The organism is Mesorhizobium sp. ORM8.1, assembly GCF_053005525.2.
The window spans coordinates 190,215-204,073 of sequence record NZ_CM132600.1; the positions used below are offsets into that span (position 1 = coordinate 190,215).

Below are 13,859 nucleotides of genomic sequence, written 5' to 3' on the forward strand. Positions count from 1 at the left end.
CGCCGGGGTTCTCGCATGGACAGGGCGTCGGAGGGCTGACGCCTATCCCGCAAGCTCGTCGGGGCCATGCAGCGTCCAGTCGGCGCGCCGCGCCAGGAACACCAGGAAATAGATCGCCGCAACCGCCATGATCGCCAAGGTCGCGATCAGGCTCGGGCGCCCGAAGGCGGCGTCGAGCAGGTTCTGGTAGGCGACATAGACCGGCGCCACGAAGGCGAGGATCGCCGGCACCGGGAACAGCGGCATGCGGAAATGCCCGCCCGATGTCGTGCCGTTGCGGCGGCCGGCAAAGACGGCGACGCAAAGCAGCGCGTAGATCACCACCAGCGAGGTGCCGCTGACGACCAGCAGCAAATTGAGGTCGATGAAGCAGGCAAGCGCCGCCAGCACCACCACCACGATGGTGGCGATCCATGGCGAAGCGTCGTCGACTGGGTGGCGCGCAACAGACCGGAAGTGGCGCAGCAATGGCTGCTGCCGGTGGTGGCTGAACGGGCGCTTTCCAAACGGCGTGCCGACCGCGGAGAGCTACAGCCACATGGACCTCATTCCCTGGGGCCGCATGGACGATTTCTACACCGCCGTCGTGCAGGCGACCGAGGAGGCCGTGCTCAATGCGCTGGTCGCCAACAGCGACATGATCGGCCGTGACGGCAACCGTACGCCTGCCCTGCCGCGTGCGAAGGTGCTGGCGGCGCTCAAGGCGCGCGGCGTCGCCGGCTGACAGGCCGGCCATTCCTGCAATCGACTCGCAAAAAAGCCCCAGCATTTCACGCCGGGGCTTTCTTTTTCGTCGATGGTCTGACGTGGGCTGTGGCCTACGCCATCAAACCAATCAGGCCGCGGCTGAAACCTTGGCGTCGGTCGAAACCTCGGAGATCGTCTTCAGCACCTGCGAGGCGATCTGGTAGGGGTCGCCCTGCGAATTCGGGCGGCGATCTTCCAGATAACCCTTGTAGTCGCTCTTGACGAAGGAGTGCGGGACGCGGATCGAAGCGCCACGGTCGGCGACGCCGTAGCTGAACTTGTTCCACGGCGCGGTCTCGTGCTTGCCGGTCAGGCGCTTGTCGTTGTCGGGGCCATAGACCGCGATGTGGTCCATCAGGTTCTTGTCGAACTGGGCCATCAGCGCCTCGAAATAAGCCTTGCCGCCGACTTCGCGCATGTAGGTGGTGGAGAAGTTGCAGTGCATGCCCGAGCCGTTCCAGTCGGTATCGCCGAGCGGCTTGCAGTGGAATTCAATGTCGATGCCGTACGTCTCGGTCAGGCGCAGCAGCAGGTAGCGCGCAATCCACATCTGGTCGGCCGCCTTCTTGGAGCCCTTGCCGAAAATCTGGAATTCCCACTGGCCCTTGGCCACTTCGGCGTTGATGCCTTCATGGTTGATGCCGGCGGCAAGGCACAGGTCGAGATGCTCCTCGACGATCTTGCGGGCGACATCGCCGACATTCTTGTAGCCAACGCCGGTGTAGTACGGGCCCTGCGGGGCCGGATACCCGGCTTCGGGGAAGCCCAGCGGACGGCCGTCCTTGTAGAAGAAATATTCCTGTTCGAAGCCGAACCAGGCGCCCTCGTCGTCGAGGACGGTAGCGCGCTTGTTGGAGGCATGCGGCGTCACGCCATCGGGCATCATGACCTCGCACATGACCAGCACGCCATTGGTGCGGGCCGGATCCGGATAGACGGCGACGGGCTTCAGCACGCAGTCGGAGCTGTGGCCCTCGGCCTGGTTCGTCGAGGAGCCATCGAAGCCCCACAGCGGCAGCTGCTCGAGCGTCGGGAACTCGGCAAATTCCTTGATCTGGGTCTTGCCGCGCAGACTGGGGGTCGGGACGTATCCGTCGAGCCAGATATACTCGAGCTTGTATTTGGTCATTCCAGTGCCTCTCGTTGCTAGGACGCCGCAAGTGGGCGGCATCAACGCATGGCCGGGCTGGGCCGGCCTGCCGATCGTTAAAAAGCAAATCGTATGCCACTCGCCTTTCGACGGGTGCGGCAAAATGGTCATGGCAAGGCGTTGATTTTGCTGAGCCATCTCAGCAATGCGCCCGGATCGTTCAGATGCCGGTTTTGCTTAAATCATAGGCAAAAGATGATCTTTTCGTAGGCATATTGCCTAAAGGAATCGCAGAACCTATCTTGATGGAAAGCTGAATCGATAGCCCCTGAAAAAGCAAGGAGGGCAGCCAATGCAAGTTACGCAACCGCGCCCATCGGCAAAGATCCTGATGTTCCCGCTGGCAGGGCGCAAGCCTGCCTCAAATTTAGGCGCCAAGGCGAAATTCGCGGCAGAGCTGGCATCGTTGCGCGGCGAGCATGCCGACTTCGACGGCTGGTACCACGAAGCGGCCGTCGAGGAAGAAAGCCAGCAGCGCGAGAGCTGACCCGCTTTATTCGTCCACGCAATGAAAAGCCCGGCGCGAGCGCTCGCGCCGGGCTTTTGTTACATCGGCCAACCGGCTAGTCCTTGGCGTGCAGGTTGGTGCCCAGCGTGTCCTTGACGAAGATCATTCCGATGACAAGCGACATGGCCGCGATCACCACCGGGTACCAAAGGCCGTAGTAGATATCGCCCTTGTAGGCGCTGAACGCGAACACAATCGCGGGCAACAGACCCCCGAACCAGCCATTGCCGATGTGATAGGGCAGCGACATGCCGGTGTAGCGGATGCGGGTCGGGAACATCTCGACCAGGATCGCGGCAATGGGGCCATAGACCATGGTCACGAAGATCACCAGGATGAACAGGATGCCGATCGTCATTGGCCAGTTGACCTGCGCTGGATCGGCGACCATGGCGAACGGACCGCCACCGGGGATGTTGTAGACGGTAACCTCCGGCGCACCGGCCGCCTCATCCTTGGTCAGCAGCTTGTCGTTGATCGCCTTATCGGTCGGAACCGTCGCCTTCTCGCCGCCGCGGATTGCCGCTGCGTCGAGCTTCAGCTCCGGATTGGCCGCGATGAAGCCGTCCAGTTTCTGGTCGGGTACCTTGATCGCCGCGCGCTTCAGCGGATAGCCGCCGTCCTGCAGCGACATGTTGACCGCCTTGACGAAGGCCGCGTCCTTGGCCTTGGCCTGGTCGCCGGCCGCGGCGGCGTCGTAGGATGCCACCGTTTCGCTGCCGATCTTGACCGTGGCCGCCGTTCCAGGCGCTGCCGTCGAAACGACGTCGTAAGGTACCGAGTTCTTGGTCAGGAACGAGGTCGCGATGTCACAGGACGTCGTAAACTTCGCGGTGCCGACCGGGTTGAACTGGAACTTGCAATCGCCGGGCGCGGTCGTCACCGTGGCGCGCGTGTTCTGTTGGGCGGCGGCAAGGGCGGGGTTGGCCGCCTTGGTCAGCGCCTTGAACAGCGGGAAGGTGCAGACGATGGCAAGCGCGAGGCCGGCCATGATGATCGGCTTGCGGCCGATCTTGTCGGACAACCAGCCGAACACCACGAAGAAGATCGAGCCGAGCGCGAGCGCAATCGCAATCATGATGTTGACCGATTGCGGATCGACCTTGAGCACGTTCTGCAGGAAGAACAGCGCGTAGAACTGGCCATTGTACCAGACCACGGCCTGGCCGGCGGTGAGGCCGAGCAGCGCCAGCAGCGCGATCTTGGCGTTCTTCCACTGGCCGAAGGCTTCGGTCAGAGGCGCCTTGGAGCCCTTGCCCTCTTCCTTCATCTTCTGGAAGGTCGGAGACTCCGACAGCGACAACCGGATCCAGATCGAAACGGCGAGCAGCAGGAAGGAGACAATGAACGGAATACGCCAGCCCCAGGCGGCGTAGGTTTCCTTGCTGAGCGAGCCCTGCACGATCAGGATGACGATCAGCGACAGGAACAGGCCGAGCGTCGCCGTCGTCTGGATCCAGGACGTATAGAAGCCGCGGCGATCGTCCGGCGCGTGTTCCGCGACATAGGTCGCGGCACCACCATATTCGCCGCCGAGCGCGAGGCCCTGCAGCATGCGCAAGACGATCAGGATCACCGGAGCCAGGATGCCCAAGGTTGCGTAGCCAGGCAGCAAGCCGACCAGGAAGGTCGACAGGCCCATGATCGTCATGGTGACGAGGAAGGTGTATTTGCGACCGACGAGGTCGCCGATGCGGCCGAACAGCAAGGCGCCGAACGGACGCACGAGGAAGCCGGCGGCGAAGGCAAGCAGCGCGAAGATGTTGCGTGTCGCCTCCGGGATCGTCGGGCTGAAGAAAGTCGAGCCGATGAAAACCGCCAGCGAGCCGTAGAGATAGAAATCATACCATTCGAAAACGGTGCCAAGCGAGGAAGCGAAGATGACTTTCTTCTCTTCCCGCGTCATGCCGCGGCTTGTTCCGCCGGCGGTCGATGCCATTGCCATTGAATTATCCTCCCGTGGGATCCCGTCTGTCCTCGATGGCTGCGCGCGACAGTCCGCCTTCCTCCGAATGCGGACTCAAAAACGCAGCTACAGGTGAAAAAATGACAGAAAGGACCCGGCGACGGCAGAGCGACGATGGGATTATGACTTTCGTATTAGGTGCAGTGCGAAGGCGTTAGGCCTTCAGCGCCTCGAGCAGGTTGACAGCGGCCATCATGTCGCGCTTGCGCGCCGAACGGCGGGCGACCGCTTCGGCGTCCTGGCCCCAATGCTCGATCTGCCAGTCCTCGTCGACATGGCCGGCGGTCCAGGCTTCTTCGCCATCGAGTTCACCGAAATCGACGGCGAGCGCGAGCAGCGCCGAGCCGGTCAGCGCGGTCATGACATGGATGGCGGCCAGCCGCATCGGTTCGGCGCGCTGCGCAAGATGCGAGCCGAGCACGGCAATCGTCTCGCGCGGCTGTTCGACATGGATGACGCCCTCGGCAAGGTTGAAGCGGGCACCAAGTTTGCTTTGCGCCCAGTCGAGCACCGGATCCCAGTGCTTGTTCTGGCGATCAATCAAGCCTTGCGGACCGTCGGCGCGGTAGCAGAGCAGATCGGATGACGCAAAACGCAGCACATCCTCCAGCACCGCCTGCGGATCGGTGGCGACGCCGTCGATGGCGGTGTTGACGAGACGCATCACCGGCATCGTCACCGGATCGATGACCTCACCCTGCGCGGCAAACTCATCGGCCACCAAGGTTGCGGCCTTTTCGGTCGGCAGCACCACCACCGCCTTGCCCGGCGTGCGCACAGGACGGCCGTCGAGATGCACGGCAAAGCCGTTTTCCACCGACGCCACCGAAACATCTTTGTAAAAACGCTTCGGCAACGGCGTCTTCATCTGAAGCTGGGCACGTCGCACCGGGTCCGGATCGGAGAGCAGTTTTCCGGCTTCGAGGTCTTCAAGAATATCGCGCATATCGATCTCGATTCCGTGGACTACTAGGGCGCGGGCTGCCTGCGCGCCGGGCGGTTGACGATGATCAGGCCGGCTGCGATCAACGCCAGCGCCACAAAATCCGGACCGTCGGCGCCTCACCCAAAATGACCGCGCCGCACAGCACGCCGAACACCGGCGACAGGAAGGCGAAGCTCGACAGGCCGGACGCCGGATAGCGCCGAAGCAGCCAGAACCACAATACATAGGTGACGGCGACGACATAGAAAGACTGGAAGAGCAGCGCCCACGTCGCCAAGGCACTGACATTGCGGATCGGCGGGCCGGCAAACGGCAGCACCAGGATGCCGACAACGGTGGCGCCGGCCAGTTGGTAGAGCAGAAGCTTTTCGGCGCTGGTTTCAACCAGCTTGGAGCGTTTGATGACGATGCTGGTCGCCGCCCACAGGATGCCTGACCCCAGACTGAGCAGGTCGCCCGTCAGCGTCGCGTCGGTGCCGGCGACGATACCGTCGGAGAAGACCGCCGCAAGGCCGCAGAAGGCAAGGACGAGCCCGGCGAGCTTGCGCGTGTTGATGCGCTCGCCGAGCAGGAAATGGCCGCCGATCAGCACCCAGAACGGCATGGTGTTGACCAGCAGTGTGTTGCGGGCAACGGTGGTGTATTCCAGCCCGATATAGAGGCACAGGAACTCGACGCCGAAGAGCACGCCGACGACGATGCCCGCGGTCAGCGTGCCGTCGGCTTCGAACAGCCTGATGTCGCGCAGACGGCACCAGGCGAACACGCAGAGCCCGCCGATGATCGAACGCGCGATCGAGACGAAGACAGGATCGAAGCCGGCATAGGAGATTTTCGCGGCGACGTAGTTCAGGCCCCAGGACAGAGTGAGCCCGACCATGATGGACGCAGCCGCGAGATCAACCGCATCACGGCGATCCAATCCGGTCGTGGCGGTCATTGCTTCGATTGACTTTCCAGTTTAGCCAGCAGGGCTTTCAGCGCCGCGGTATTTTGCCTGACTGCTTCAGTGTTCTCGCGGCCGATCTCGACCAACGATCTCTGCCGACGATCTCTGCCGACGCGCAGAGCCGCTGGTGAAAGCCAGCCAGACGATAAAAATCACAATGAGGGGCAGCCAAAAGATGAGTTGAGCAATGAACTCTCTCATTCACTCCTCCGCGCTGGCGTCGTCGAAACCGATCAGGTTCCAGCTCTGGCGCATATGCGGCGGCATCGGCGCGGTGACGTCGATGACGCCCTTGTCCGGGTGCGGAATGACGATGCGGCGCGCATGCAGATGCAGTCGGTTCTGGATGCCACCCGGGAAATCCCAGTTGGTATCGGCCTCGAAATATTTCGGGTCGCCGATGATCGGGCAGCCGATATAGGCGGCATGAACGCGAAGCTGGTGCGTGCGGCCGGTATAAGGCTCCATTTCCAGCCAGGTCATCGTCTGCGCCGCCTGCTCGATGATGCGGTAGAACGACACGGCGTGGTCGGCGCCTTTTTCGCCGTGTGCCGCCACGCGCACGCGGTCGCCATCCTCGGTCGGCTCCTTGATCAGCCAGGTCGAGATCTTGTCCTCGCGCTTCGGCGGCACGCCCTTGACCAGCGCCCAATAGGTCTTCTTCGTCTCACGCGCCCGGAATGCTTCCGACAGCTTCATGGCGGCGAGGCGCGTGCGCGCGACGACCAGCACGCCGGACGTATCGCGGTCGAGCCGATGAACCAGGCGCGGCTTCTCACCTTTCTGGTTGCGCCAGGCTTCCAGCATGTCGTCGACATTGCGGGTGACGCCGGAACCGCCCTGCACTGCCAAGCCCGCCGGCTTGTTGAAGACGAAGACCTTCGGGTCCTCATGGATCAGCATTTTGGCCAGGACATCGGCATCGCCCTGGTTACGGATCGAGTGGCCGGTCAGCGCGCTCTCGCCCTTCTTGTCCACCTCGAGTGGCGGGATGCGCACCACCTGTCCAGGCTCGACGCGGCTGTCGGCCTTGACCCGGCCGCCATCGACACGGATCTGGCCGGAGCGCAGCAACTTCTGCAGGTGGCCGAAGCCAAGGCCCGGGAAATGGGTCTTGAACCAGCGATCGAGCCGCATGCCCGCCTCGCCGGCCTCCACCGTGATCTGTTCAACGCCTGCCATGACTTCGCTTTTCCATTTGAAAGCGGCGCCATAGCACTAAGACAGCCAGGTTGCGAGCCAAAGACCCAACTTAGCGCGACGATTGCCCCAATCGTCGTCGCTGCAATGCAGTTAGTGATCCGCCGGCGGTGGCGCGGCGCGGATCGTCGAGCGTGTCAGGAAGCGCTTTTCGACGCTGCAACAGAAGGTTTCGACGGTTCGGCCGGACAGCGGCCGAACCGTCGAAATAAGCGGCGATCGCCAGGATCAGTTGGCGGCAGCCTTCGGCTTGGATGAGCCGATCATCTTCCAGTTCTTGTAGAACATGGAATTGATGCGCTCGACGCTGACCGAGACGATGGCGAGAAGGCCCGCGATCAGGCCGGGGAACGGAGACGGCCGGATGATGTCGACAAAGACGCAGTAGCGGCGGCCGTCATACTCGTTGACCGAGCGGTGGAACAGCGTGTCGTCGAAGATGAACAGCGGGTTGTCGAACCAATAGTTCTTCTTGCTGCCGCACTGGACGAAGATCTCCGCCTGCACCGGGATCAAATTGTAGAGGATGCGTAGGCTGAGCCGCAGCGGGCCGAAATGCCAGGATGTCGATTCACGCTTGCTGAAAACCGAGACAGCGATCGTCTTGATGTATTTGTAATCCTTGTTGAATTCCGGGACGTTGTCGATCTTGTGCTTGCCATACCACTGGTAGACATACATGCCGCGCCGGCCAGCGCCGAAATTGGCGTCGATGTCGGTGATGATCTCGTCCTGGCGCGCCTTGAAGACGCCGAGAATCTCGTTGATCTCGCGCTGATAGTCTTCCGGGAACTGCTCGGGCTTCCACACGCCGGGGTTCCGGTAGCAGAGCAAGTCGACGATCAGGTTGAACGGCGACAGCAACCAGGTGAACAGGCCGTTGCCGAGGAAATAGCGTTCGAAAAGGTTGCGGTCCTTCTGGTCGTTGCGCATCACGTCGATCAGGCCGCAGACCACCCAAATCGCGGTCAGGATCGGGATGAAATAGAAAGCGAGCGCGAGAACCACGACTGCAATCGCAGCCTTGCGAAGGGTCTTGATGGTTTGCTTTGTCATTCTTGTTACGCGCGGATGCGCGATCCTATTTCCATGAGCCAAAATCACGGCGACCCCCGCCGGCCGTGCGCCTTGATAGGATTTTTTGTTTCCCGGCACAATGCCGTCACACGCTCCGGACCGCCGGCCAACACAAATATTTGGAGTAATTCACTCCACTTCAATTCAATGCTCAGCCGTTCCGTTCGCTGCGCAATTTTGCCCAGTAGTCCAGCCGCTTGCGGATATCGCGTTCGAAGCCGCGCTCGGGCGGATCGTAGAACGTCCGCCGCCCCATCTTTTCGGGGAAGTAGTCCTGGCCGGAAAATGCGTCCGGTTGGTCGTGGTCGTAACGATAGCCGGCGCCGTAATCTTCCTGCTTCATCAGCTTGGTCGGCGCGTTGAGGATGTGTTTCGGCGGCAGCAGCGAGCCGAATTCCTTGGCGGCGGCCGTCGCGGCCTTGAAGGCGTTGTAGACCGCGTTCGATTTCGGCGCGGTGGCGAGATAGACGGCCGCCTGGGCGAAGGCGAGCTCGCCTTCGGGGGAGCCCAGGTAATCATAGGCATCCTTGGCGGCGTTGGCGACGACCAGCGCCTGCGGATCGGCAAGCCCGATATCTTCCACCGCCATGCGCACCAGCCGGCGGCCGAGATAGAGCGGATCCTCGCCGGCGTCGAACATGCGGGCGAGATAATAGAGCGCTGCATCCGGATCGGAGCCGCGCACCGATTTGTGCAGCGCCGAGATCAGATTGTAGTGGCCATCCTGGCCCTTGTCGTAGATCGGCGCCCGGCGCTGGATGACGCGCTGCAAGCCTTCCGGAGTGAACACTTCGGCTTTCTTGGCGGCGCGCCAGACTTCCTCGGCCAAAGTCAGCGAGGCGCGGCCGTCGCCATCCGCCATGCGGATCAGCATCGCGCGCGCTTCGTCGTCGAGCGGCAGCGCCCTGCCCTCCGTCTCTTCCGCTCGCGCCAACAACTTGGCGATGCTGTCTTCGCCGAGCGAGCGGAACACGAGTACGCGCGCCCGCGACAGAAGCGCTGCATTGAGCTCGAAGGACGGGTTTTCCGTGGTGGCGCCGACCAACACGACGGTGCCGTCTTCCATCACGGGAAGAAAACCGTCCTGCTGGGCGCGGTTGAAGCGGTGGATCTCGTCGACGAAGAGCAGCGTCTGGCGGCCGTTGCTGCGGCGCAGCTTTGCCGTCTCGAACACCTTCTTGAGGTCGGCCACACCGGAAAACACCGCCGATATCTGCTCGAAGGCAAGATCGGTCTCGCCGGCGAGCAGCCGCGCCACGGTCGTTTTGCCGGTGCCGGGCGGACCCCAGAAGATCATCGATCCAAGCGAACCGGAATCGATCAGCCTGGTCAGCGCGCCGTCGGGTCCTGTCAGGTGCTCCTGGCCGACGACCTCGCCGAGGTTCTTAGGGCGCAAGCGGTCGGCAAGCGGCCGGCCAGGCGCCACTTTCTCCGGCTCATCGGAACTGAACAGATCGGCCATAGAAATCTTTGGTTGGAACGCAATCCCGCTCATTTGAGAGCATGATCTTATCCGAAAACCGGTTCCCACTTTTCGGGATCATGCTCTAAATGGGAAGACTGCCTCAATAACGCAACACCTGGCGCAGTATCTGCCCGCCGCGCTCGACGGTAAAGCGCCACCAGCGCGTGTCCTGCTGGGCAGCCTGCGCCAGCGTTGCCGCGGTGTCGATGGTGGTGCCGTTCACCTCGCGCACGATATCGCCCGCCTGGAAGCCGAAATCGGCGGCCGGCGAATCGCGGTTGACGTCGACCACGGTGACACCCTTGAGGTCGGTGCGCAGGCCAAGCCGCTGGGCGAGACGCGGCGACAGTTCCGTCACCTTGGCGCCGGAGAACGGGCTGCGGCCATGCAGCGTGACCTCGACCGCCCTGGCGCCTTCCGGCGCGCGCTCCAGCGGGATTTCCAGCGTCGCCTGCTGGCCCTTGGTCAGGATAGCGAAGGTCGCCTTGGTGCCGATCGACAGCGTCGCCATGCGGTAGTCGAGCGCTTCGATGCTCTCGACCGGCGTGTTGTTGAGCGACAGGACAACATCGCCCGGCTTCAGACCGACCTTACCGGCCGGGCCGGCGCCCTCGACCGATGAGACCAGCGCGCCGGTCGGCTTTTCCATGCCAAGCGATTCCGCGATCTGCGGCGTCACCATTTCGAACTCGGCGCCGATATAGGGCCGCTCGAAGAAGTCGAGCCCCGCCTTGGCGGCGTCGGCGAAGGCGCGCACCATGTTCGACGGAATGGCAAAGCCGATGCCGATTGAGCCGCCGCTGCGGCTGTAGATGGCGGTGTTGATGCCGACCAACTGGCCGCCCATGTTGATCAGCGCGCCACCGGAATTGCCGGGATTGATGGCGGCGTCGGTCTGGATGAAATAGCCCGAATCCGAGACACCGATATGGCTGCGGGCAAGCGCCGAAACGATGCCGCTGGTGGTGGTCTGGCCGACGCCGAACGGGTTGCCGATGGCAAGCACCAGGTCGCCGACCTCGAGCGCGTCGGAATCGCCGATGGCGATCACCGGCAACGGCTTGTCGGCGGAAATCTTGAGCACGGCGAGATCGAGCGTTTCGTCCTTGAGCATCACCTTGGAGGTGAACTCACGGCCGTCGGCGGTCGCCACCTTCACCTCATCGGCATCCTTGATGACGTGGTAATTGGTGACGATGACGCCGCTTGGGTCGACCAGCACGCCGGAGCCCAGCGAGGACTGTGCGCGCGGCTGGGCGCGGCCGAAGAATTCCTCGAAGAACGGATCGCCCTCGAACGGCGACGTCACCTTGGCGGTCTGCGAAGCGTAGACGTTGACCACCGCCGGCGCGGTCTGCTTGACCAGCGGCGCGAAGGAGAGCTGCACCTCCTCGCGGCCGAACGGCACGCGCTTGTCGGGACCGGACGTGCCGTTCTCGCCTTCGACGCCATGCAGCAGGTCGGTCAGCACATCGGAGAGACCGGGATCGGCCGGCTTGGCGGCATTCTCTGCCAGCGCCTGCCGCACGGCCGGCGCCGCGGCGAAGGCTGCGAGCGCGCAAATGGCAACAAGAAACAGCCGTTTGAGGTGCATTTTCGAATCCCTCCTGAACGGGCGCCATTGTCCCGACGATTGTGCAGAATGAAAGGCTAATGCACGCAAATACGGCCCTTGTCGCGCAAAAGAGTGCGCGCCAGGTCGAAAATTCACCCTCAACGGTCCGCGCCTCAAAAAAGCAAAAGGGGCCCGAAGGCCCCTTGAACTCGTTGAAGAAACGCTTGGCCTCAGGCGGCCGCCGCTTCTTCGTTGGCGCCTTCAGCTTCGACGCGAGCGCGGTCGGCGGCGCCCTTGGCCGAGGTGTCGCGATCGACAAACTCGATGACCGCCATCGCGGCGTTGTCGCCCTTGCGGAAGCCCGCCTTCATGATGCGCAAATAGCCGCCGTTGCGGGTGGCGTAGCGCGGGGCGATGGTTTCGAACAGGCGCTTGACGACGCCTTCATTGCCGATCTGCGCGATCACCTGGCGGCGGGCGTGCAGGTCGCCGCGCTTGCCGAGCGTCACCAGCTTCTCAACGATCGGACGCAGGTCCTTCGCCTTCGGCAGGGTGGTGACGATCTGCTCGTGCTCGATCAGAGACACGGCGAGGTTGGCGAACATCGACTTGCGGTGGCTTACGCTGCGGGCGAAGCGACGGCCTTTGAAACCGTGGCGCATGGCTCTTTTCCTTCTTCAGTTGTTCAAGAGGCCATGGCCCCTGATGGTTTTCCGCATGACCGTCGGATCGAGCGGCTCACGCCGCCGATCCTTGGAATTCATGCTCAATATTGGTCTTCGTAACGCTTGGCGAGATCTTCGATGTTTTCCGGCGGCCAGTCCGGCACCTCCATTCCGAGGTGCAGGCCCATTGCCGCCAGGACTTCCTTGATCTCGTTCAGCGACTTGCGGCCGAAGTTCGGGGTGCGCAGCATCTCGGCTTCGGTCTTCTGGATCAGGTCGCCGATATAGACGATGTTGTCGTTCTTCAGGCAGTTGGCCGAACGCACCGAAAGCTCGAGCTCGTCGACCTTCTTGAGCAGCGCCGGGTTGAAGGCGAGCTCGGTGACGGCTTCGGCGGCGACTTCCTTCTGCGGCTCGTCGAAGTTGACGAACAGCGCGAGTTGGTCCTGCAGGATGCGAGCGGCGAAAGCCACCGCGTCCTCGCCCGAGATCGAGCCGTTGGTCTCGATCGTCATGGTCAGCTTGTCATAGTCGAGAACCTGGCCCTCGCGGGTATTCTCGACCTTGTAGGAGACCTTCTTGACCGGCGAGTAGAGGCTGTCGACCGGGATCAGGCCGATCGGCGCGTCCTCGGCGCGGTTGCGCTCGGCCGGAACGTAGCCCTTGCCGGTGTCGACGGTGAACTCCATGCGGATCTCCGCACCCTCGTCCAGCGTGCAGATCACGTGGTCGGGGTTGAGGATCTCGACGTCGCCAACCGTCTGGATGTCGCCTGCGAGCACGGCGCCCGGGCCCTGCTTGCGCACGACCATGCGCTTGGGACCATCGCCTTCCATGCGAATGGCGATTTCCTTGATGTTCAAGACGATGTCGGTCACGTCCTCGCGCACGCCGGCGATGGACGAGAATTCATGCAGCACGCCGTCGATCTGCACGGCGGTCACAGCCGCGCCACGCAGCGAAGACAGAAGCACGCGCCGCAGCGCGTTGCCCAGCGTCAGGCCAAAACCGCGCTCGAGCGGCTCGGCCACGAGCGTGGTCAGCGTCTTCTTCTTCGACGAGAACTCGATCTTGTTCGGCTTGATCAGTTCCTGCCAGTTTTTCTGGATCATAGTGTCTTCCTTCCTTGGACCCGCCACCATCCAATCGTGGCGGGCAGCCTGGAAATACCGTGGAGGACCGCCCTCAGGAGCGTTCGCGCGGCGTTCAGTAATTGTTAGACGCGACGCTTCTTGCGCGGGCGGCAGCCATTGTGCGGGATCGGCGTCACGTCACGGATCGAGGTGATGGTGAAGCCAGCGGCCTGCAGGGCGCGCAGCGCCGATTCGCGACCGGAGCCGGGTCCGCAGACCTCGACCTCGAGCATGCGCATGCCGTGCTCCTGCGCCTTCTTGGCGACGTCCTCGGCAGCCATCTGGGCGGCGAACGGGGTCGACTTGCGCGAACCCTTGAAGCCCTGGGCACCGGCCGACGACCAGGCAATCGAATTGCCCTGCGCGTCGGTGATGGTGATCATGGTGTTGTTGAAGGTCGAATTGACGTGGGCGACGCCCGACGAGATGTTCTTGCGTTCGCGACGGCGAACACGAGCGGCTTCCTTGGCCATAATAGTCCTTTCAGTTGATCTCTAC

The 13,859-nt window shown here is 62.8% G+C and carries 13 protein-coding genes and 1 pseudogene; 2 read left to right on the plus strand and 12 right to left on the minus strand.

Going from position 1 to position 13,859, the window contains the following annotated elements; all coding sequences use genetic code 11:
• Positions 1 to 42 precede the first annotated feature (42 nt).
• Entirely contained in the window at positions 43 to 468 is a 426-nt protein-coding gene (locus ACVDG8_RS00910) for a hypothetical protein (RefSeq protein ID WP_447257437.1), read from the minus strand.
• A 70-nt stretch (positions 469 to 538) separates the two neighbouring features.
• On the opposite strand from ACVDG8_RS00910, the gene ACVDG8_RS00915 reads away from it, so the two are divergent.
• Complete coding sequence (locus ACVDG8_RS00915; RefSeq protein WP_455707487.1) at positions 539 to 724, plus strand: P1 family peptidase; 186 nt, start codon at positions 539 to 541, stop codon at positions 722 to 724.
• A 111-nt stretch (positions 725 to 835) separates the two neighbouring features.
• Here ACVDG8_RS00915 and ACVDG8_RS00920 read toward each other — a convergent pair whose 3' ends face one another.
• Positions 836 to 1,876, minus strand: a complete 1,041-nt coding sequence (locus ACVDG8_RS00920) for a glutamine synthetase beta-grasp domain-containing protein (protein WP_447253022.1) — start codon at positions 1,874 to 1,876, stop codon at positions 836 to 838.
• A gap of 313 nt (positions 1,877 to 2,189) precedes the next feature.
• On the opposite strand from ACVDG8_RS00920, the gene ACVDG8_RS00925 reads away from it, so the two are divergent.
• Positions 2,190 to 2,384, plus strand: a complete 195-nt coding sequence (locus tag ACVDG8_RS00925; RefSeq protein ID WP_447253023.1) for a DUF2735 domain-containing protein — start codon at positions 2,190 to 2,192, stop codon at positions 2,382 to 2,384.
• 76 nt (positions 2,385 to 2,460) lie between these two features.
• Here ACVDG8_RS00925 and ACVDG8_RS00930 read toward each other — a convergent pair whose 3' ends face one another.
• The 10 genes and pseudogenes from ACVDG8_RS00930 to rpsK all read right to left on the minus strand — a co-directional run bounded on the left by ACVDG8_RS00930 (position 2,461) and on the right by rpsK (position 13,834).
• Entirely contained in the window at positions 2,461 to 4,350 is a 1,890-nt protein-coding gene (locus ACVDG8_RS00930; protein WP_447253024.1) for an MFS transporter, read from the minus strand.
• A gap of 175 nt (positions 4,351 to 4,525) precedes the next feature.
• Positions 4,526 to 5,317 carry an ATP12 family chaperone protein gene (locus tag ACVDG8_RS00935; RefSeq protein ID WP_447253025.1) on the minus strand — a complete coding sequence of 264 codons (792 nt, stop codon included), beginning with the start codon at positions 5,315 to 5,317 and terminating at the stop codon, positions 4,526 to 4,528.
• 23 nt (positions 5,318 to 5,340) lie between these two features.
• A pseudogene (locus ACVDG8_RS00940) lies at positions 5,341 to 6,257 on the minus strand (DMT family transporter).
• 210 nt (positions 6,258 to 6,467) lie between these two features.
• Positions 6,468 to 7,448: an RluA family pseudouridine synthase gene (locus tag ACVDG8_RS00945; RefSeq protein WP_447253027.1), complete on the minus strand. Its 981-nt coding sequence runs from the start codon at positions 7,446 to 7,448 to the stop codon at positions 6,468 to 6,470.
• A gap of 246 nt (positions 7,449 to 7,694) precedes the next feature.
• Entirely contained in the window at positions 7,695 to 8,522 is an 828-nt protein-coding gene (locus ACVDG8_RS00950; protein ID WP_447253028.1) for an aspartyl/asparaginyl beta-hydroxylase domain-containing protein, read from the minus strand.
• A 172-nt stretch (positions 8,523 to 8,694) separates the two neighbouring features.
• The gene (locus ACVDG8_RS00955) at positions 8,695 to 10,005 is read right to left on the minus strand and encodes a replication-associated recombination protein A (RefSeq protein WP_447253029.1); all 1,311 of its coding nucleotides are present in this window, start codon (positions 10,003 to 10,005) and stop codon (positions 8,695 to 8,697) included.
• 103 nt (positions 10,006 to 10,108) lie between these two features.
• A complete protein-coding gene (locus ACVDG8_RS00960) occupies positions 10,109 to 11,602 on the minus strand; it encodes a DegQ family serine endoprotease (protein ID WP_447253030.1) in 1,494 nt (497 codons plus the stop codon).
• 191 nt (positions 11,603 to 11,793) lie between these two features.
• A complete protein-coding gene (gene rplQ, locus ACVDG8_RS00965; RefSeq protein WP_371012087.1) occupies positions 11,794 to 12,225 on the minus strand; it encodes a 50S ribosomal protein L17 in 432 nt (143 codons plus the stop codon).
• A 104-nt stretch (positions 12,226 to 12,329) separates the two neighbouring features.
• On the minus strand, positions 12,330 to 13,340 hold the full coding sequence (locus tag ACVDG8_RS00970; RefSeq protein WP_040983001.1) for a DNA-directed RNA polymerase subunit alpha: 1,011 nt from the start codon (positions 13,338 to 13,340) through the stop codon (positions 12,330 to 12,332).
• 104 nt (positions 13,341 to 13,444) lie between these two features.
• Positions 13,445 to 13,834, minus strand: a complete 390-nt coding sequence (rpsK, locus tag ACVDG8_RS00975; protein WP_006205444.1) for a 30S ribosomal protein S11 — start codon at positions 13,832 to 13,834, stop codon at positions 13,445 to 13,447.
• Positions 13,835 to 13,859: the final 25 nt, after the last annotated feature.

What these genes read in the sequence shown, in the direction of transcription:
- ACVDG8_RS00970 (WP_040983001.1), bottom strand. Translation starts at nt 13,340, where the DNA reads ATGATCCAGAAAAACTGGCAGGAACTGATCAAGCCGAACAAGATCGAG.
- ACVDG8_RS00955 (WP_447253029.1), bottom strand. Translation starts at nt 10,005, where the DNA reads ATGGCCGATCTGTTCAGTTCCGATGAGCCGGAGAAAGTGGCGCCTGGC.
- ACVDG8_RS00925 (WP_447253023.1), top strand. Translation starts at nt 2,190, where the DNA reads ATGCAAGTTACGCAACCGCGCCCATCGGCAAAGATCCTGATGTTCCCG.
- ACVDG8_RS00950 (WP_447253028.1), bottom strand. Translation starts at nt 8,522, where the DNA reads ATGACAAAGCAAACCATCAAGACCCTTCGCAAGGCTGCGATTGCAGTC.
- ACVDG8_RS00930 (WP_447253024.1), bottom strand. Translation starts at nt 4,350, where the DNA reads ATGGCAATGGCATCGACCGCCGGCGGAACAAGCCGCGGCATGACGCGG.
- rpsK (WP_006205444.1), bottom strand. Translation starts at nt 13,834, where the DNA reads ATGGCCAAGGAAGCCGCTCGTGTTCGCCGTCGCGAACGCAAGAACATC.
- ACVDG8_RS00915 (WP_455707487.1), top strand. Translation starts at nt 539, where the DNA reads ATGGACCTCATTCCCTGGGGCCGCATGGACGATTTCTACACCGCCGTC.
- rplQ (WP_371012087.1), bottom strand. Translation starts at nt 12,225, where the DNA reads ATGCGCCACGGTTTCAAAGGCCGTCGCTTCGCCCGCAGCGTAAGCCAC.
- ACVDG8_RS00920 (WP_447253022.1), bottom strand. Translation starts at nt 1,876, where the DNA reads ATGACCAAATACAAGCTCGAGTATATCTGGCTCGACGGATACGTCCCG.
- ACVDG8_RS00935 (WP_447253025.1), bottom strand. Translation starts at nt 5,317, where the DNA reads ATGCGCGATATTCTTGAAGACCTCGAAGCCGGAAAACTGCTCTCCGAT.
- ACVDG8_RS00960 (WP_447253030.1), bottom strand. Translation starts at nt 11,602, where the DNA reads ATGCACCTCAAACGGCTGTTTCTTGTTGCCATTTGCGCGCTCGCAGCC.
- ACVDG8_RS00945 (WP_447253027.1), bottom strand. Translation starts at nt 7,448, where the DNA reads ATGGCAGGCGTTGAACAGATCACGGTGGAGGCCGGCGAGGCGGGCATG.